Origin of the sequence: Streptomyces sp. NPDC048337 (assembly GCF_043201175.1) — a bacterium.
In the GTDB taxonomy this organism is placed as follows: Bacteria; Actinomycetota; Actinomycetes; order Streptomycetales; family Streptomycetaceae; genus Streptomyces.
In genome coordinates this window covers 1-16,896 of the sequence record NZ_JBICYR010000012.1, presented here as the reverse complement: position 1 = coordinate 16,896, position 16,896 = coordinate 1, and the positions used below count along the sequence as shown (strand labels likewise).

At 69.1% G+C, this 16,896-nt stretch carries 18 protein-coding genes; 13 read left to right on the top strand and 5 right to left on the bottom strand.

Annotation, left to right across the window (positions count from 1 at the left end; translation table 11 throughout):
• The first annotated feature begins 127 nt into the window (after positions 1-127).
• The 9 genes from metK (at position 128) to ACGFYU_RS20415 (ending at position 6,700) form a co-directional block, all read left to right on the top strand.
• The gene (gene metK, locus ACGFYU_RS20455) at positions 128-1,354 is read left to right on the top strand and encodes a methionine adenosyltransferase (protein ID WP_393828854.1); all 1,227 of its coding nucleotides are present in this window, start codon (positions 128-130) and stop codon (positions 1,352-1,354) included.
• Between the two features lie 81 nt (positions 1,355-1,435).
• On the top strand, positions 1,436-2,575 hold the full coding sequence (locus ACGFYU_RS20450; protein WP_393828699.1) for a carbohydrate kinase family protein: 1,140 nt from the start codon (positions 1,436-1,438) through the stop codon (positions 2,573-2,575).
• Entirely contained in the window at positions 2,572-3,531 is a 960-nt protein-coding gene (metF, locus tag ACGFYU_RS20445) for a methylenetetrahydrofolate reductase [NAD(P)H] (protein WP_393828698.1), read from the top strand. Before ACGFYU_RS20450 ends, metF begins: the two co-directional genes overlap by 4 nt.
• A 30-nt stretch (positions 3,532-3,561) precedes the next feature.
• Positions 3,562-3,996 (top strand): nuclear transport factor 2 family protein, encoded by a 435-nt coding sequence (locus tag ACGFYU_RS20440; protein WP_393828697.1) that lies wholly within the window; start codon positions 3,562-3,564, stop codon positions 3,994-3,996.
• A gap of 72 nt (positions 3,997-4,068) precedes the next feature.
• Positions 4,069-4,785, top strand: a complete 717-nt coding sequence (locus ACGFYU_RS20435; protein ID WP_393828696.1) for a 2OG-Fe(II) oxygenase — start codon at positions 4,069-4,071, stop codon at positions 4,783-4,785.
• Between the two features lie 20 nt (positions 4,786-4,805).
• Positions 4,806-5,300, top strand: coding sequence for a methylated-DNA--[protein]-cysteine S-methyltransferase (locus ACGFYU_RS20430; RefSeq protein ID WP_393828695.1), 495 nt, complete (start codon positions 4,806-4,808; stop codon positions 5,298-5,300).
• A 15-nt stretch (positions 5,301-5,315) separates the two neighbouring features.
• Entirely contained in the window at positions 5,316-6,023 is a 708-nt protein-coding gene (locus ACGFYU_RS20425) for a 2OG-Fe(II) oxygenase (protein ID WP_393828694.1), read from the top strand.
• A gap of 3 nt (positions 6,024-6,026) precedes the next feature.
• Complete coding sequence (locus ACGFYU_RS20420) at positions 6,027-6,371, top strand: Ada metal-binding domain-containing protein (protein WP_393828693.1); 345 nt, start codon at positions 6,027-6,029, stop codon at positions 6,369-6,371.
• A 44-nt stretch (positions 6,372-6,415) separates the two neighbouring features.
• Positions 6,416-6,700, top strand: coding sequence for a hypothetical protein (locus ACGFYU_RS20415; RefSeq protein ID WP_393828692.1), 285 nt, complete (start codon positions 6,416-6,418; stop codon positions 6,698-6,700).
• 49 nt (positions 6,701-6,749) lie between these two features.
• On the opposite strand, the gene ACGFYU_RS20410 is transcribed toward ACGFYU_RS20415, so the two are convergent.
• Positions 6,750-7,541: an inositol monophosphatase family protein gene (locus tag ACGFYU_RS20410; RefSeq protein WP_393828853.1), complete on the bottom strand. Its 792-nt coding sequence runs from the start codon at positions 7,539-7,541 to the stop codon at positions 6,750-6,752.
• A gap of 263 nt (positions 7,542-7,804) precedes the next feature.
• Here ACGFYU_RS20410 and ACGFYU_RS20405 point away from each other — a divergent pair, with 263 nt between their 5' ends.
• From ACGFYU_RS20405 to ACGFYU_RS20390, 4 genes are all read left to right on the top strand, one after another.
• Complete coding sequence (locus ACGFYU_RS20405) at positions 7,805-8,476, top strand: DUF4097 family beta strand repeat-containing protein (protein ID WP_393828691.1); 672 nt, start codon at positions 7,805-7,807, stop codon at positions 8,474-8,476.
• 342 nt (positions 8,477-8,818) lie between these two features.
• A complete protein-coding gene (locus ACGFYU_RS20400) occupies positions 8,819-9,172 on the top strand; it encodes a MerR family transcriptional regulator (RefSeq protein ID WP_393828690.1) in 354 nt (117 codons plus the stop codon).
• 46 nt (positions 9,173-9,218) lie between these two features.
• Entirely contained in the window at positions 9,219-10,217 is a 999-nt protein-coding gene (locus ACGFYU_RS20395; protein WP_393828689.1) for a zinc-binding dehydrogenase, read from the top strand.
• A gap of 725 nt (positions 10,218-10,942) precedes the next feature.
• On the top strand, positions 10,943-11,770 hold the full coding sequence (locus tag ACGFYU_RS20390; protein WP_393828688.1) for a replication-relaxation family protein: 828 nt from the start codon (positions 10,943-10,945) through the stop codon (positions 11,768-11,770).
• 404 nt (positions 11,771-12,174) lie between these two features.
• Here the strand turns inward: ACGFYU_RS20390 and ACGFYU_RS20385 are convergent, their stop codons facing one another.
• From ACGFYU_RS20385 to ACGFYU_RS20370, 4 genes are all read right to left on the bottom strand, one after another.
• Positions 12,175-14,163 carry a hypothetical protein gene (locus tag ACGFYU_RS20385; protein WP_393828687.1) on the bottom strand — a complete coding sequence of 663 codons (1,989 nt, stop codon included), beginning with the start codon at positions 14,161-14,163 and terminating at the stop codon, positions 12,175-12,177.
• Between the two features lie 185 nt (positions 14,164-14,348).
• The gene (locus tag ACGFYU_RS20380; RefSeq protein WP_393828686.1) at positions 14,349-15,053 is read right to left on the bottom strand and encodes an ABC transporter ATP-binding protein; all 705 of its coding nucleotides are present in this window, start codon (positions 15,051-15,053) and stop codon (positions 14,349-14,351) included.
• 78 nt (positions 15,054-15,131) lie between these two features.
• On the bottom strand, positions 15,132-15,491 hold the full coding sequence (locus ACGFYU_RS20375) for a hypothetical protein (RefSeq protein ID WP_393828685.1): 360 nt from the start codon (positions 15,489-15,491) through the stop codon (positions 15,132-15,134).
• A 669-nt stretch (positions 15,492-16,160) separates the two neighbouring features.
• Entirely contained in the window at positions 16,161-16,703 is a 543-nt protein-coding gene (locus ACGFYU_RS20370; RefSeq protein ID WP_393828684.1) for a hypothetical protein, read from the bottom strand.
• Positions 16,704-16,896: the final 193 nt, after the last annotated feature.

Genomic DNA, 16,896 nt, shown 5'->3' with positions numbered 1-16,896 from the left:
CGGCCCCACCGGCGCCGGCCCCACCGTCGGCCCCGGCCCCACCGTCGGCCCCGCCCGCCCACCCGACCCCACCCACCCGGCCCGCACCACCGCCCACACCCCTTCCCGACAAGCCGGAGGATTCCTGATGTCCCGCCGCCTGTTCACCTCGGAGTCCGTGACCGAGGGCCACCCCGACAAGATCGCCGACCAGATCAGCGACACGATCCTCGACGCGCTCCTGCGCGAGGACCCCACCTCCCGCGTAGCCGTCGAGACCCTGATCACCACCGGCCTCGTACACATAGCCGGCGAGGTCACCACCCAGGCCTACGCCCCGATCGCCCAGCTCGTCCGCGAGAAGATCCTCGAAATCGGCTACGACTCCTCCACCAAGGGCTTCGACGGCGCCTCCTGCGGAGTCTCCGTCTCCATCGGAGCCCAGTCCCCCGACATCGCCCAGGGCGTGGACACGGCGTACGAAACCAGGGTCCAGGGCGCCAGCGCGGCCGCCGCCACCGAGGACGCCCTCGACAAACAAGGCGCCGGAGACCAGGGCCTGATGTTCGGCTACGCCACCGACGAGACCCCCAACCTGATGCCCCTCCCCATCGAGGTGGCCCACCGCCTGTCCCGCCGCCTCTCCGCCGCACGCCGCGACGGCTCGATCCCCTACCTGCGCCCCGACGGCAAGACGCAGGTCACCATCGAGTACCAGGGCAGCCGCCCCGTCCGCCTCGACACCGTCGTCGTCTCCTCCCAGCACGCCGCCCGCATCGACCTCGACAAGCTACTCACCCCCGACATCCGCGAGTTCGTCGTCGAACACGTCCTGCGGGACCTCGCCGAAGACGGCATCAAGCTCGAAACCGACGGCTACCGCCTCCTGGTCAACCCCACCGGCCGCTTCGAGATCGGCGGCCCGATGGGCGACGCCGGCCTGACCGGCCGCAAGATCATCATCGACACGTACGGCGGCATGGCCCGCCACGGCGGCGGTGCCTTCTCCGGCAAGGACCCCTCCAAGGTCGACCGCTCCGCCGCCTACGCCATGCGCTGGGTCGCCAAGAACGTCGTCGCCGCCGGCCTCGCCTCCCGCTGCGAGCTCCAGGTCGCGTACGCCATCGGCAAGGCGGCCCCGGTCGGCCTCTTCGTCGAAACCTTCGGAACCGCCCGCGTCGCGACCGACCGCATCGAACGCGCCATCACCGATGTCTTCGACCTCCGCCCGGCCGCGATCATCCGCGACCTCGACCTCCTCCGCCCCATCTACGCCCAGACCGCGGCCTACGGCCACTTCGGCCGCGAACTCCCGCCCTTCACCTGGGAACGCACCGACCGAGCAGACGCCCTGCGCCAAGCGGCAGGCCTCTGACCACGTCCCTGAGCCAAGCGGCAGGCCTCTAACCACCTGCCTGCGCCAAGCCGCAGGCCACTCCCCCCAGGAGACCCCGACGTGCGCATCGCAGTCACCGGTTCAATCGCCACCGACCACCTGACGGTCTTCCCCGGCCGGTTCCGCGACCAGCTGATCCCCGATCAGCTGGACCACGTCTCACTCTCATTCCTCGCCGACACCCTCGAGGTACGCCGAGGCGGCGTGGCGGCCAACATCGCCGTGGGCCTGGCCCGCCTCGCCCTCACCCCCGTCCTCGTCGGCGCGGCCGGCCAGGACTTCGCCGACTACGCCGCCTGGCTGGAGAACAACGGCGTCGACACCGCCTCCGTACGCGTCAGCGCGACCCTCCACACGGCCCGCTTCATGTGCACGACCGACGCCGACCACAACCAGATCGCCACCTTCTACGCCGGCGCCATGGCCGAGGCCCGCCACATCTCCCTGGCCACCGTCGCCGAACGCACCGGAACCCCGGACCTGGTGGTCATCGCCCCCAACGACCCCGAGGCGATGCTGCGCCACACCGACGAGTGCCGCCGGCTCGGCATCCCCTTCGCCGCCGACCCCTCCCAACAGCTCGCCCGCCTCGACCGCGACGAGACCCGCCGGCTGATCACGGGCGCCCGCTTCCTCTTCACCAACGCCTACGAGGCCGCCCTCCTGCTCCAGCGCACCGGCTGGACCCGCGAGGAGGTCCTCGCCCGCATCGGCACCTGGATCACCACCCTCGGCGCCGAGGGCGCCCGCCTCGAAACCCACAACGGCCAACCGCACCCGCACGTGCACTCGGCTGGTCCCTTGGCTCCGGACTCGGCTGGTCCCTTGGCTCCGGACTCGGCTGGTCCCCTGGCCCCGCACCCGGCCGGGCCCCCGGACCCGCACCCGCACGGACACCCGGACCCGGACCCGCACCCACACCCGGCCCCGACCCACGTCCCCGCCCTCCCCTCACCCGCCCCCACCGACCCCACCGGCGTGGGCGACGCCTTCCGCTCCGGCTTCCTCGCCGCCGTCGCCCGCGGACTGCCGGCACCGACGGCCGCCCGGCTGGGCTGCGCCATGGCCACCCTGGTCCTCGAATCGGTCGGCACCCAGGAGTACAAGATCGTGCCCGCGGACCTGCTCCGCCGCATCACCGACACCTACGGCCCCCACGAAACCGCCGCCCTGGCACCACTCCTGACGGACCTGCCATGACACCATCGGCCACCCCGCTGCCGGCCGGGACCCCGCTGCCGGCCGGGACCCCCCTGCCCCCCAGGACCCCCCTCGCCGCCAAGCCCCTGCGCGAGCACCTGGCCGCAGGCCTGCGCTCCTTCTCCTTCGAGTTCTTCCCACCGAAGACGGACGCCGGTGAGCGGACCCTATGGGCGGCGATCCGCCGCATCGAGGCACTGACCCCCACCTTCGTCTCGGTCACGTACGGCGCCGGCGGCTCCTCCCGCGACCGCACCGTCGAGGTCACCCGGCGCATCGCCGCCGAGACCACCCTGCGCCCGGTCGCCCACCTGACCGCCGTCGGTCACTCCGTCGCCGAACTGCGCCACATCATCGGCCAGTACGCCGACGCCGGCATCCGCGACGTCCTCGCCCTGCGCGGGGACCCGCCCGGCGACCCGAAGGGGCAGTGGACCCCCCACCCGGACGGCCTCACCCACGCCCACGAACTGGTCACCCTGGTCCGCGAACTGGGCGCCTTCACCGTAGGCGTGGCGGCCTTCCCGGAGCGCCATCCCCGCTCCCCCTCCTGGACCGAGGACGTCCGCCACTTCGTCGCCAAATGCCGGGCCGGCGCCGACTACGCCATCACCCAGATGTTCTTCGACGCGGACGACTACCTCCGTCTGCGGGACCGCCTCGCCGCAGCCGGCTGCGACACCCCGATCATCCCCGAGATCATGCCGGCGACCGACTTCCGCCAGATCCGCCGCTTCGCCGAGCTAACCGACGCCCGCTTCCCGCCCACCCTCACCCAGCAGCTCGAAGCGGCGAAGAACCACCCGGCGACCGCCCACCGCATAGGCGTCGACCACGCCACAACGATGTCCGCGCGCCTCCTCGCCGAGGGCGCCCCGGGCCTCCACTACATCACCCTCAACAAATCCACGGCGACCCTGGAAATCCACCAGAACCTCAATCCCACCCAGCGGTGACCCCCACCCGCCCCCTTCGTTAGGGGACGCGTGAGCACCACCCACCCCACCACCTCGGAAACCCTCACCCGCTTCTACGCCGCCGAAACGGCCTACGTCGCCGCGGGCGGCCCGGGCGCCGCCGCCTTCGACGACATCGCCGCCTGCCTCGACCCGCAGGTGGTGCTGCACCAGGCCCCCGGGCTCCCGTACGCGGGCGACTGGCGCGGCCCCGACGGCATCGAACGCTTCATGGCGGTCATGAGCGAGGCCTGGCAATCCATCGAATTCCTGGACCAGAGCCACATCATCGACGGCCCCGACGTCGTGGTCACCAGCCGCGTCCGCTTCGTGGCCCGCGCGACCGGCCGCGCCCTGGAGACCAGGATCGTCCAGCTGATGACCGTAAGGGACGGAAAGATCACCGAGATCCGCCCGTTCTACTGGGACCCCCCGGCGGTGACCGCCGCCCTGCAAGGTCCCTGACAGCCGGCCCCGAACTCGACGTCGGAAAGCTGCCAGCACCCCGGCCCCCCGACGCCGACGATGGAAGCCACCATGAACCTTCCCGCACCCCACCCCGCACTCGACGCACTCGACCGGGACGAGCTGTTCCAGCAGCTGAACACGGACGGCGTGGCCCTCACCCCGCCCCTCCTCACCCGCGAACAGTGCCAGGAGATCGCCGCCCTCTTCGACGAGCCGCGGCTCTTCCGCTCCACCGTGGTGATGCAGCGGTACGGGTTCGGCCGGGGCACCTACAAGTACTTCGCCGACCCCGCCGCGGTACCGCTGGTGGGCCGACTGCGCGAAGAGCTGTACCCCCTCGTCGCCTGGATGGCCAACCAGTGGGCCCCGCAGCTCAAGGAGCGCGGCTACCCGGCGACCCTGGACGAACTCCTCGCCGAGTGCGCGGCCGACGGCCAGTCCCGCCCCACACCGCTCCTCCTGCGATACGACAAGGGCGACTACGCCTGCCTCCACCAGGACGTCTACGGAGACCTCGTCTTCCCCCTCCAAATCGCCATCATGCTCGACCAGCCCGACGAGGACTTCACCGGCGGCGAGAACGTCTTCGTCGAACAACGCCCCCGCTCCCAGTCCCGGGCGCTGGTCGTCAAACCGTCCCAAGGCCAGGGAATGATCTTCCCCGTCCGGCACCGCCCCGTCCGCGGCGTCCACGGCTTCCGCCGCCACCCGATGAAGCACGGCACCAACGCCGTCGACCGGGGCCGGCGCACGGTACTGGGCCTGATCTTCCACAACGCCCGCTGAACACAAGGAGGGCACGCCCGATGAAACTCTTCACGACAACCGAAAGCCCCTTGGGAGACCTCCTCCTGGTGGGAGACACCACCACCCTGCTGTCCCTCTCAATGCCCGGCACCCGCGGCGCCACCCCACCGCGCGACGACTGGCACCACGCCCCCGAGGCCTTCACCGAAGCGGTGGCCCAACTCCACGAGTACTTCGAAGGCCGCCGAACGCACTTCGACCTCGCGTACCGCGCAGACGGCACGGCCTTCCAGCAACGAGTCTGGGCCGAGATCGACAAGATCCCGTACGGCACGACGACCACCTACGGCGCCCTCGCCGACCACCTCGACATCCCCCGCGGCCAGGTCCGCGCCCTGGGCGCGGCGATCGGAGCCAACCCCCTCCTGCTGATCCGCCCCTGCCACCGCGTCATCGGCGCGGACGGCACCCTGCGCGGCTACGCCGCCGGCATCGAACGCAAGGTCGCCCTCCTCACCCACGAGGGCGCCCTCCAGCCGATGCTCACGCCCTGACCGAAAGAGCCGCCCATGAACGCGCGAGACCGCACCGGCACAGCCGACTGGAAGGCCATCTCCCACGAACTGGACAGCTACGGCTGCGCCCTCACCCCCCAACTCCTCACCCCCACCGAATGCCGCGCCCTGTCCTCCCTCTACGAGGACGAGGACCGCTTCCGCACCACCATCGACATGGCCCGCTACCGCTTCGGATCGGGCGAGTACCGCTACTTCACCCACGACCTCCCCGAACCCGTGGCCGCCCTCCGCGCGGCGCTCTACCCCCACCTCCTCCCCATCGCCCGCGACTGGGCGGCCCGCCTGAACCGCCCCGCCCCCTGGCCGGACGAGCTCGACGAATGGATCGGGATGTGCCACGCGGCCGGCCAGGACCGCTCCGCCCAAATCCTCCTCCGCTACGACGAAGGCGACTGGAACGCCCTGCACCGCGACCTCTTCGGCGACCTGGTCTTCCCGATGCAGGTCGTCATCGGCCTGGACGCCTACGGCACCGACTACACGGGCGGCGAGTTCCTCCTCGTGGAACAACGCCCGCGCGCCCAGTCCCGGGGCACGACAACCCCGCTCCCCCAAGGCCACGGCCTGATCTTCACGACCAGCGAACGCCCCGTCCAAACCAAACGGGGCTGGTCCGCAGGCGCCGTACGCCACGGCGTCAGCACGGTCCGCAGCGGCCGCCGCCACGCCCTGGGCCTGGTCTTCCACGACGCGTCCTGACGGGTGTACGCATTGATCGGCCCGGACGGCCACCCTTACACGTCACGTACCCCGGGCCGACTGGGCGGCCACCGCGGCGCCCGCCTCTACGGCCGCCTGGACTGCCCCTCTGCCCTCCGGGCGATCGCCCGCGGCGGCTACATCACACACCGCGTCTTCTTCGCCGACGAACCCACCGCCCGAGCAGCGGGCTACCGCCCGTGCGCCCGCTGCCTACCGCAGGAGTACAGGGCATGGAAATCCGAACAGGGCGGGGGCCCAAAGGAGGATCCCCCCGCCTCACCCCGACAGAGCAAGCCGCCTACGCCGCACTCCCACCCCCAGCCCCCCACACAGAGGCCGAACTGACCACCCTGATCACCCAAGTGACCCGATCCGGATCCCGAACTGTAGTGATAGGCCACAGCCGCGACCACGCCTCGGTCGCGGCCGCGTCAGCCTTCGCCACAGCCTGGCGCTCCCTGGGCGGCGAGATCCTGGCCACGGTCGACTGGCCCGAACACGCCGCGTCCTGGCTCCGCCCGGCCCGCCGCCTGACGGCCCCCGCCCCCGACGCCTGGGTGATCGCCGCGGCCCCCCTCGGCTGGGCCCAGATGACCCGCCGCCTCCTCCACAGCACCCCCTGGACCCCCACCCGCACCTTCACGCTCACCCAGACCCGGACGGCAGCCCCCTGACCCGCCACGGCATGGCAACACGGTCGCCGTCCCGGGACGGAGCCGGCTCTCACCCGCGGATCATCGACATCAGCAACTGATGCGTCTCCCCATCGGCGGCCACGACGAGTCCGCGGCCCGCCTCTCCGATCGGCCCGCCGTCGATCCCGGTGACCACACAGCCGGCAGCCCGGCACAGGGCGATGCCGGCGGCGAAATGCACGCTCCCCGACAGGTCGCCGCCGTCGGTGACGTACGCGGCGCGCTTGCCGGCGGCGACCCAGGCCAACGCCAGCGTCGTGGACACGACCCGGGGCCGGAACCGCTCGACGAACCCGGGATGCGCCAGCAACTCCACAGCCCGGAACCCGGGCGCACTGGGAAACGGCGGATCCAGATTGACATCCACCAACCGAGTACCAGAGCTCGGCGCCACGGGCACATCGACCCCGCCGTGCCGCACCCACGCACTCTCACCATCGGTAAAGAAGACCTCGCCGCTGAACGGATCGGCCACCGCCGCCGCCCCACCGCGCAGCGCCACGTTGACCGCCACCACCATGTTGCCGACGGCGTAGTTCAGCGTCCCGCACAAGGGATCCACCAACCACTGGCGCGCACCCTCCGCGGCCCCCTGCTGTCCGCCCTCTTCGCCCAGCACGCCGTCATCGGGCCGGGCGGCACGGATGACCCCGAGGATCGCCTCCTCAGCCTCCACATCGGCCGCGGTGGCGAAGTCCCCGCCCCCTTTGTCAACCCGCCCGAGCCGCTGACCGTACATGCCACGCACCACACTGGCCCCGGCCCGCACCGCCGCCATCGCGACCCCGGCATCATCGAGACCCGCATCCGAATTGATCATGCCGCGCAGGATATCGGCGGCCACGACCTGCGGTTCGTACGAGCAGCGCGATGGACACGCTGGCTATCCGACACCGGCGGCGCGACCCTTCTATTGCAACGGACACATGACTGTCGTTGCGTTATTCCACAAGGCCATTGCAATGAAATAGCGCCTCTGACCAGCAGAGATACAAATTCTACGCAACGAACTTGTTGCCGAAGTCGTGAAGGCAACGTAGCGTTTGGGTCATCGGAAACGACAAGAGCTCAAGGAGAGCCACCATGCAGAAGTTCGACACCACCGCCCCGATCGCCGCCGTCCTGGACATCCCCGCGGGCCTGATCCGGTTCATCGCGGCCGATCGGTCCGACACCACCGTCGAGGTCCTTCCCGCCAACGCCTCGAAGAGCCGCGACGTGAAGTCGGCGGAGCAGATCAAGGTCGCCTACAACGACGGTGTCCTGCGCATCGAGGCTGCCCCGGCGAAGAACCGGATCCTGGGCAACTCGGGATCGGTAGAGGTGACGGTCCAGCTTCCGGCCGGTTCCCGCGTGGAGGCGAAGGCGGCCGCCGCCGAGTTCCGGGGCGTCGGACGCCTGGGCGACGTGGTCTTCGAGGGCGCAGCGGGCTCGGTCAAGCTCGACGAGACCGCCGGCGCCCGCCTGGCCCTGCAGTCCGGTGACATCGCGGTCGGCCGTTTGGACGGCCCGGCGGAGATCAGCACCCAGAAGGGCAACATCCACATCTCGGAGGCCATGGGCGGCAGGCTCGAACTGCACACGGAGGCGGGCGACATCACCCTCGGCGCCGCCCGCGGAGTCTCCGCCACCCTCGACGCCGGCACCGGCTACGGCCGTATCAACAACGCACTCAACAACTCGCACGGCGCCACCGCCGCCCTGAACATCCACGCCACCACCAGCTACGGCGACATCACCGCCCACAGCAACTGACCCACCACCCCGAGAAGAACGAATCCGCCTGGACCGGCATGCTGCCGATCGCCCACACCGCTCTGGCCGTGACCGACACTGCGGGTGATGGTCACCGGGGTGCCCATGGGGTGGGGGCGAAGGCACTGATCGGCGTGGTGGTCAGTCAGAAACCGGTGGGGTGCTGCCGTCCGGGGTGGGACGTGAGGGCGCGGTTGTCCGTTCTCTTCGTACACCGTGACAGCCGGCGCGGCGGAGGAGCACGGGCTGGGGGCGCCTGCGGGGAAGGGGGCACATGCCTCGTCTTCCAGTAGCGGAGGGAGTACCGGAAGATCGCGGTGCGCCTGAACGTTGTGGCCGGATATGCAGATCAGCGAAGCTTCCAGGGTCAGCGGTGTCAGCGCTCGCGCGCTGCGGTACTACGAGGCCGAGGGCCTGATCGTCTCCGGCCGGTGCGCCAACGGGTTCCGTGACTACTGCCAGTCGACCCTCGACCGGGTGCTGGTCATCCGCGAGCTGCTGGAGTCCGGGCTGCCCGTGCGGCTCATCAGGGAAGTCCTGCCGCGCCTCACGGATCACCCCGACGAAGTGTGTCCGGAGTTCCTGGCCGAGGTGCAGAGCCACCGCGACCGCCTCGCCGCACGCATCGCCATCCTCAGCGGCCAGCAGGAGGCCCTCGACGCCTTCCTCCAGAAGGCCCGTCCGGCCAGTTCGTGAATGCCACTTGACCTTGACACAAGCGTCAGCCTCCTACGGTCGGCCCATGAGCACTCACGAGCAACTGATGAAGGCCCTGGTCCAGCAGTCGCACCAGGGTCCGAAGGACCTGACCCTCACGGCCGGCCAGCCCCGCCCCGTCCCGGGGTCCGGTGAGTACCTGATCCGTGTGGGTGCCGCCGGGGTCAACTTCGCGGACGTCATGCAGAGCCGTGGCATCTACGAGGGTGGGCCGCAGGCGCCCTACGTGGCAGGCTTCGAAGCCGTCGGCGAGATCGTGGCCGCCGCCCCGGACGTGGAGAGCCCGCTCCCGCTCGGCACCCACGTCGTGGGGGTCGGCGCGGGCGCGTTCGCGCAGTACACGACCATGCACTCCGCCGGCGTACTCCCCGTACCTTCCGGCTGGAGCGACGCCGAATCCCTCGGCCTGGTGCTGAACTGGGCGACCGCGCTGGCGGCACTGAAGCCCATGGGCGAGATCAAGCCGGGCGAGGTGGTGCTGGTGTACGCGGCGGCCGGAGGCGTGGGCCAGGCCGCGGTCCGCCTCGCCCGCCACTACGGCGCCCGCGTCATCGCCACGGCTTCCCCGGCGAAGCACGCGACCGTCAAGGGCCTCGGAGCCGACGAGGTCCTGGACAGCCGACGCCCCGATCTCGCCGAGGAGATCCTGCGCCTGACCGGCGGTGTCGACCTGGTCCTGGAATCCGTGGGAGAGGCCACCTTCGGGGCCAGCCTGGCGGTCGCCAAGCCGTTCACCGGACGCATCGTCATCTTCGGTGCCGCTTCCGGGCACGCCGAGTTCTCCACCCGCGACCTTCTCTTCACCCACTACGCCCAGGTCAGGGGCCTGCACATTTTCAAGTGGGCAGCCGCAGCCCCAGCCGCCTTCAAGGAACTGCTCGTCGAGCTCGATGAGCTCATCGCCCAGGGCGTCTACCCGCCCGGCACTCCGCAGATCCACCCCCTGGCCCTGGGGCCGGACGTGCTGCGGCAGCTGGAAGAAGGCCAGACCAGCGGCAAGCACGCCCTCGACCCCTGGCGCTGAAAACGACTAGGCGGCGCCGACGATCACGTTTCACCCCCACTGCGCAGATTCACCAGCCCACGACAGGGTGATGGGCGTCGTGTGATGTGCACTGGGGTGTGCGTCATCGGTTCTCACTGGTGCTGGGCTGGGCTGGGGTGCGGCGGAACGCTGGGTGCGGGCGGGTTGCGTCGTTCGTGTCCGCCGGGTGGGGGTGGCTTCGGCGGGCCGTACGAACTCCGGCTCGGGGTTGACGAGGCAGAGGAGCTGGGCGGGGTAGATCTGATCCGTTCGGCGCCGCGGAAGGCCGGCCGGTCGCTGGGGTGGTCGCGGCTGCGGACGTTCGGTGGTTCGCTTCCGCAGGTTGCGGTGGCGGGCGTGGCGGACCGTCGGGAGGTCCCCGAGGAGTTTGCTGCGGCGGCTGAGGAGTACGAGTTGGCGCGGGGAGTGCCGTGGCAGAGGTTGTTGGGCAGTCGTTTGAAGCGCGAGCGCGCCACGCGTCTGCTGGCGGACATGACCGCGCGGTTCGAGGGTGACTGGCCGCTGGGCCTGGTGGAGGAGGTGTACGTCTTCGGGTCGTAAGCGCGCGGTGCGCTGGAGCCGAACGATGTCGACGTCGTCATCGAGCACGGTACGGACAAGCGCTGGCTCGGCGAGTCGCTGGATGCCTTGACCAATGGGCGTGACTCGTACGTGGGGATGCCGCAGGCCCTGGGCCGCACCCGGGGGATTTCCTTCTGCGGAACTTGACCACCAAGGGCCTGGAAGCCGCCTCCTACGAGCTCGGGCGCCCGCTGACGGAGATGGGTTCGACCGGTCGCGGCGCGGGCTCCAGCCGGGCCACACACCCCATGGCCGTCAACGAGACCGTCATCGCGATGCTCCGCCCCAAGCCCGACCTGAAGCTGCTCACTGCGGAGCCGGCCGAAGCCAAGGCGGCTGCGCAGGCCGCCGTCGACGCCCCGGCTGGTGTCGGCACGATCGCCTCGTACGCGACCGAGGTCCCGCTCCCAGCGACCGGGACGTGGGGTGCGCCGGGCAAGGGCGGGGCCCAGGCCGACATCGTGCTCACCGCGCCGCAGGACGGGATCCCGCTGTTGTTCATCGAGGTCGACAACTGCCACGAGACCGCCGAGGAGATCGCGGCGAAGCTCGCGAAGTACCACCGGTTCTTCAAGCGGCAGATCAAGGACACCGACGGCAAGGACAAGCCGATGTGGCGCACCCGCTGGCTCGCCCGCGCCGTCGAGTACGGCGAGGCCCCGCACCCGCCCGTGCTCCTGGCCCTCAACCACATCGGCGCCCGCGACCCCAACCGCACCGTCCCGCGGCTACAGGAACTGACCCGCCCGCTGTGGGCGGGCGAGCCGGCCGACGGGTACAGCAGTTACGACAGGAAAATCCCGATCATCGCGACCGGCCTGCGCAACCTGCGCGAGCACGGCCCCAACGGCCCGGTCTTCCTCCGCTTCGGCCGCACCCACATGCAGCCCCTCCACGACGCGATCGGCAACCCCCGCCGGGACGCCGTCCTCGCCCGCCGGGCAGAGCGGATGAAGGCGCAACAGGCGTAGTACCAGGAGCAGCTGCGCCGCGCGGCCGAGCAGGAGAGGGCCGAGCGCGAGGCCGCCCGCCCTGCCTGCGTCGGCTGCGATACGAGGTTCGACAACGACCGCGGGCAGAACACCCAGCTGTCTCCGGAGCCGGGCCACCGGTGGCACCCGACGCTGTGCGAGCCGTGCGAGGCCAAGACCGTCGCGGCAGCGGACCAGGCCGAGCGCGACCGCCTGGAGCAGGAGGCCGCCGTCACCGCCGAGAAGGCCGGCGGCTGGCGCTCCCGCTTCCGGCCCGGGCAAGCTCCCTGAGAGCTGGGCAAGCCTCCCGCTGACAGTGTGGGCAAGCCCAGAGCGACGCAGGGCATGCTCCCGCTGTCGGCGGAAGGTCGGGATGCACGGACAGGGGATGAAGAGTTGTTGCGTCAGTCGTTTGTAGGGCGCCAGATTCGGCCCCGGCGTGTCGCGATCTCAGCGCATATGACGGCGATGATCAAACCGCCGATGGCGATACTGAGGGAGCCAGCGGCGACTAGTCCTGCGGAGAGTTCGCCTCCGTCGCCGATGGAGAGCAGCATCTGGCCTAGCAGGTACGTAGCCACTCCGGCGCCTGCTCCCACGACAACGAGAGGAACGGAGAGGTTCCAGAGGGCCACTCTTAGGTAGAACTTCCTGTCGCTTCGGAACGAGGCCACGGGGCCGAGGCTTCGCGCCTGGTCATCGAATACGGAGGCTGCACCCACGATTCCGGCGAGGACTAGGGCAAGCAAGCCGATCAGTGAGGCATCCAACACCCACTTGACGTAGTCGCTCCGGGCTTGCGCGCCTAGCATCCCGGACTCCACCGGCACGTCAAGCATGGGGAAGCCTAGCGTCCGGTAGGCGGCACCCCAGATGTGAACGGCTCCGATTCCGCCCGAGGTGTTGAAGACCACGAGGGAGACGTTTGCGGGGTCGGTGATGCCTGGGTGCTGGGTGGTGATGCTCACCATGTCCGGTGAGAGACCGAGCACTGCAAGTGCTGTGCGGGGCGCAGTCTCAACGGTCGGTATTGCGTCAGTCAGCTTTGATACGGCCGTGGGGCAGGTGGTGAGTGTTCCGAAGAATGCCAGCGACTCGCAGTCGGCGGACAGTATCGTGCGGCCGCCGTCGCGGTAGATGAGGGCTGTGGGATGGTCTGGGAGCTGCCGGCGGAGCTGGTCGAATCGGGATGGATCACCTGATGCCTTGATCAGGACGGCGTTGCGGTTGTTTACGCCGGCCAAGCGCTTGGCAACGATTTCCGGGCCTTCGAGCTGGCTGGTGACGACTTGGCCCAGGGTCGTGAGGCCGAGCCCCAGGATCATTGCCGCACTGAGTACGGCGAGGACGACGGGTCTGGCGGCGAGCCACCGTCCGGCGATGAGTCCTGCTGCATCGCCCCTGCGGAGCGAATGCGAGGCGATCGCCGATCCGAGAGAGCCTGACAGGCGACCGGCAAGGACGGGGAGGGCTGCGAGTACGAGCATGGCTCCGAAGAAGAAGGCGACCCGCCCCGGACCGTCTGCTCGCCATGTTCCGTACAGGCACAGGGATGACCCGGTCCCGGATAGCACCCACGCCGTCCGTCCGGGCGTGGTTCTGGTCTGCTGCGGGCGGGTGGTCGTCCGCCTGGGGGGAATCACGTAGCGCAGCGCGCTGATCCCCAGGACGAGGGTGGCCGCAGCAAGAATCAGCAGGGGGGTCCGTATGCGCAGTGAGGCCACATCACCAGCTGAGACGGTGTACCCGGTGAACGGAAGGACGGTGTCCCACAGGGTCGTGGCCCACGCAGCGGCTGCCGCCAGGAGCGAGCCCCCCACTACAGGGGCCGCGGCTTCACCGGTGACCACCAGCAGGCGTGCTGCAGATGAAGCTCCCAGAGCCTCGAGCATCGAGATTCGGCGGTCTCTCAGCTCCGCGCCGCCGCGCACCACGACCGTGAGAGAGGCTGCGGCCGGCAACACGGTGAAGAGAAGAAGGAGTATCCAGAGGTCGCCGGAGGACCGTTCGAACTGGTGGCTCACGGTGAAGTAGTCGATGAACTGAGAATTCGGATGCCCGAAGCCCGATATGCGTGTTCTGTGACTCGTTTCACCGAAGATTCCTTCGATGGGGGAACGGGTGTACACCAGCAACTCATCGGGTTCGGTGAGACCCGTTCGCCCGATGGTCCCACCCATGGTGCCGTAGCGGGAGATGAGAGCTCCGGCCGCATGCTTTGCGGCCTGGGGTGAAAGAAAGGCCTCACCCTTCTCAGGCCACCTCTCAAGGCCTGGCGGCGGGCTGGCATCTGCCTGGAGTGGCTCCAGGAAGATGACCGATATGGCCTGACCATCGGCGTAGTCCGGGCGCTCCAGCCATAGGGCCACCGCCTCTTGGCTCTGCTCGGCCATGACCGGGGAACGGGCGTCCTGTCGTTCTTGACGAGCGGCCAGACTGGCATTTACGGCCAGGAGGCTCCAGGCCACCCACAGCACGAGGAAGGATGCTGCGAACAGTCCGAAGCGGTGGATCAGGGCGGATACACCGCTGGACGTTCCTACCCGGTGACCGAGTCGGAGCATGGCCAGGTGCCTGCTCATCTGCGACCCTCTGAGTCCGTGAGTAGGCGTCCTTCGGTGAGCTCAAGCGTCCGGTCGGCGCGGGCGGCAATTTGAGGATTGTGGGTCACCACGATCAGCGCACACTGAAAGCGGGTGGGCAGATCGAACAGCAGATCAGCGACGACGTCGCCCGTCCGCGCGTCGAGGGAACCGGTGGGTTCGTCCGCCAGAACCACAGAAGGCCTGCCGATGAGTGCGCGGGCGACGGCGACACGCTGACGCTCTCCGCCCGACAGGGATGCGGTGTTCTTGGATGAGGATTCCAGTACGCCGAGCTCATCCAGCAGGCTCTGTGCGTCCGCGTATGCCTTCTTCGCGTTGCCGCCGGCGAGCAGGACCGGTAGTGCGGCATTCTCCAGAGGCGACAGTTCCGGTATCAGCTCACCGAACTGATAGACGGTACCCACGGTGCGCAGCCGCATTGCGGCTCGCTCGCCTGCAGATGCCTGGGAGATGTTGACGCCGGCGATGCGGATGACACCGGACGAGGCGGGGATCAGACCGCTGAGGCAGCAGAGGAGAGTCGTCTTCCCCGAGCCGCTGGGGCCTGTCACCGCCACGGATGATCCGGCAGCAACACTAAGGGAGAGCCCGTTCAGAAGACGGCGATCACCGATGCTGTAATACAGGTCCTTCACTTCTACTGCGGCTGTCTCTCGATCGTGCAGGTCGGTTCTCATGCTTCCTCGTTGTCAGCCGGGCAGCGCGGAGCCGGGTGTACCGAACATCCCGGCTCCGCGCGATGAACATGTGCTGGATCAGGGCCGGTACTTCCAGGGGCCGTAGGGGTCGGTTGCCCAGTCACGAATCTGCTGTGAGCGGTGCTTCTTGACCCGGTTGGTGCTGCTGAGGTCGAATCCGCCGTTGCAGGTTCCGTTTCCGGCCTGCGCCCATGCCTCGTGTGAGGAGTTGTCGTCCCGCGTGAAGTGGGCCTTCACAGAGTTCCCGTCCTGGTCCATGTCGCACGCTAAGGCACCGCCCCAGCTGACACCGGTATGCCAGTCTGTTACGTCATCGCTGTAACTGTTGTAGATATAGGACCTGTCGGCGTTTGCGACGGGGGCGCTGAAAGCGACGGCGGCTGTCACGAGCACAGCCACCTGGGCAATGCGGTGCATGAAAAGATTCCTCTCTAATTGAAGGGCCACGTGGACCCGATACGAGACGGCGGCTGGCCAACCAGCGCGTCGTCTGTACAGCTGCATGGTCGTCAGAACCTGGTGCGTCTTGCCGGCTAGTAGCGCTGGCCTGGCCTGAATCCCTCCGCACCTTCAGCGACGGGTGGCCACCCACGAGGCTCCCGTCACTCCTCGAACCGGATCGCAGTTGATCGAACTGCGCAACTGCGGGGGGGCAACGTCCTGCCCGGGCAACCGGAGCGAAGCTGTCGTGGCAGGCCCTGATACCTCTTTAGGGGACCCCGGTGGAGACTGCCGTCTCGAAAGGCCGAAACACGGTAGGCGGCGGTGGTGATCAGACAGGTACCTGGCAGACAAGCCAGGTCACCGTCGAGCGCAGCCCGTCCGGACCGCTTCGCAGTGATGCCCTGGGACATCAGTGTGAGGTCTCCCTTCCGCGTCTGGTCGACCTCGACCACGCGGCGTCGAGTAAGAAGCGCAGCGAGGCCAGGGCGTCGTCAGTCACTTGATGTCTGGGTCCGTCGCCATTGTTTTGGCGAGGTGGAACGCGACGCGGACGGGCGAGATGGGACTTCGCGAGATGGGTGAAGGCAGTTGCGCGCGAGTGATCTGACGCGGGCCCGTGTGCACGCCTCGGCCTCTGCAGGTTCAGGCTGGCGGGGAGATCATCCGCTCGGTGCCGAGGCTGTTCATGCGGGTGTCCTGGTACATGGTGGTTTCGCCGTCGGTCCAGCGGATCATGAGGTCGTTGGTGAGGCCGTCACTGGTGAACTGTCCGGTGGTCATGATCACGCTGTGGGTCCACGTCTTGTTGGGGCCGTGGATGCGCTGCTCACCTCCGAGGCCGCCGGTGGTGGTGCCGACGTAGTTGTCGAGTTCGCCGCTGTCCCAGCGGACCATGAGGTCCCACTTCTGGTTGCCGGAGAACTGCCCGGACGTCAGCAGTGTCGCTTCCTTCCAGGTGCTGTTGGGGTCCTTGAGCTTGTATTCCTGGCCCAGGGTGCCGGCGCCCACGTTGGTGAACAGGCTGAGCTCGCCGTCGGACCACCGCACCATGAGGTCGGTGACGTAGGTGGTTGCGTTGAAGCGGCCCGCGGCAATCTGGGTGGCGTGGCTCCAGATGGACCCGGAGGGAGCCATTTCGACGCCGGCGCCCAGGCCGTTGGAGCCGACGTCGCCGTGCAGAGTCATCCTGCCGTCGTCCCAGCGGACCATGAGGTCGAACTGGTTGGAGCCGGTGAAGTCGCCGGCGGTGATGGTGGCGACCGGCTTCCAGCCTGCGTTGGGCGCTAGTACTCCAGTGGCGGTTCGCTATCTGGCCTGGTCGAAGGGTTCGCTCGGAGTGTAGGGGCGGGGTGGTGGGCCCGGCTGGAACTCAGCAGAA

Coding starts and splice junctions, on each gene's coding strand:
- metF (WP_393828698.1), top strand. CDS start 2,572: ATGACACCATCGGCCACCCCGCTGCCGGCCGGGACCCCGCTGCCGGCC.
- ACGFYU_RS20425 (WP_393828694.1), top strand. CDS start 5,316: ATGAACGCGCGAGACCGCACCGGCACAGCCGACTGGAAGGCCATCTCC.
- ACGFYU_RS20405 (WP_393828691.1), top strand. CDS start 7,805: ATGCAGAAGTTCGACACCACCGCCCCGATCGCCGCCGTCCTGGACATC.
- metK (WP_393828854.1), top strand. CDS start 128: ATGTCCCGCCGCCTGTTCACCTCGGAGTCCGTGACCGAGGGCCACCCC.
- ACGFYU_RS20400 (WP_393828690.1), top strand. CDS start 8,819: ATGCAGATCAGCGAAGCTTCCAGGGTCAGCGGTGTCAGCGCTCGCGCG.
- ACGFYU_RS20395 (WP_393828689.1), top strand. CDS start 9,219: ATGAGCACTCACGAGCAACTGATGAAGGCCCTGGTCCAGCAGTCGCAC.
- ACGFYU_RS20370 (WP_393828684.1), bottom strand. CDS start 16,703: ATGACTCTGCACGGCGACGTCGGCTCCAACGGCCTGGGCGCCGGCGTC.
- ACGFYU_RS20375 (WP_393828685.1), bottom strand. CDS start 15,491: ATGCACCGCATTGCCCAGGTGGCTGTGCTCGTGACAGCCGCCGTCGCT.
- ACGFYU_RS20435 (WP_393828696.1), top strand. CDS start 4,069: ATGAACCTTCCCGCACCCCACCCCGCACTCGACGCACTCGACCGGGAC.
- ACGFYU_RS20380 (WP_393828686.1), bottom strand. CDS start 15,053: ATGAGAACCGACCTGCACGATCGAGAGACAGCCGCAGTAGAAGTGAAG.
- ACGFYU_RS20385 (WP_393828687.1), bottom strand. CDS start 14,163: ATGGCCGAGCAGAGCCAAGAGGCGGTGGCCCTATGGCTGGAGCGCCCG.
- ACGFYU_RS20430 (WP_393828695.1), top strand. CDS start 4,806: ATGAAACTCTTCACGACAACCGAAAGCCCCTTGGGAGACCTCCTCCTG.
- ACGFYU_RS20410 (WP_393828853.1), bottom strand. CDS start 7,541: ATGATCAATTCGGATGCGGGTCTCGATGATGCCGGGGTCGCGATGGCG.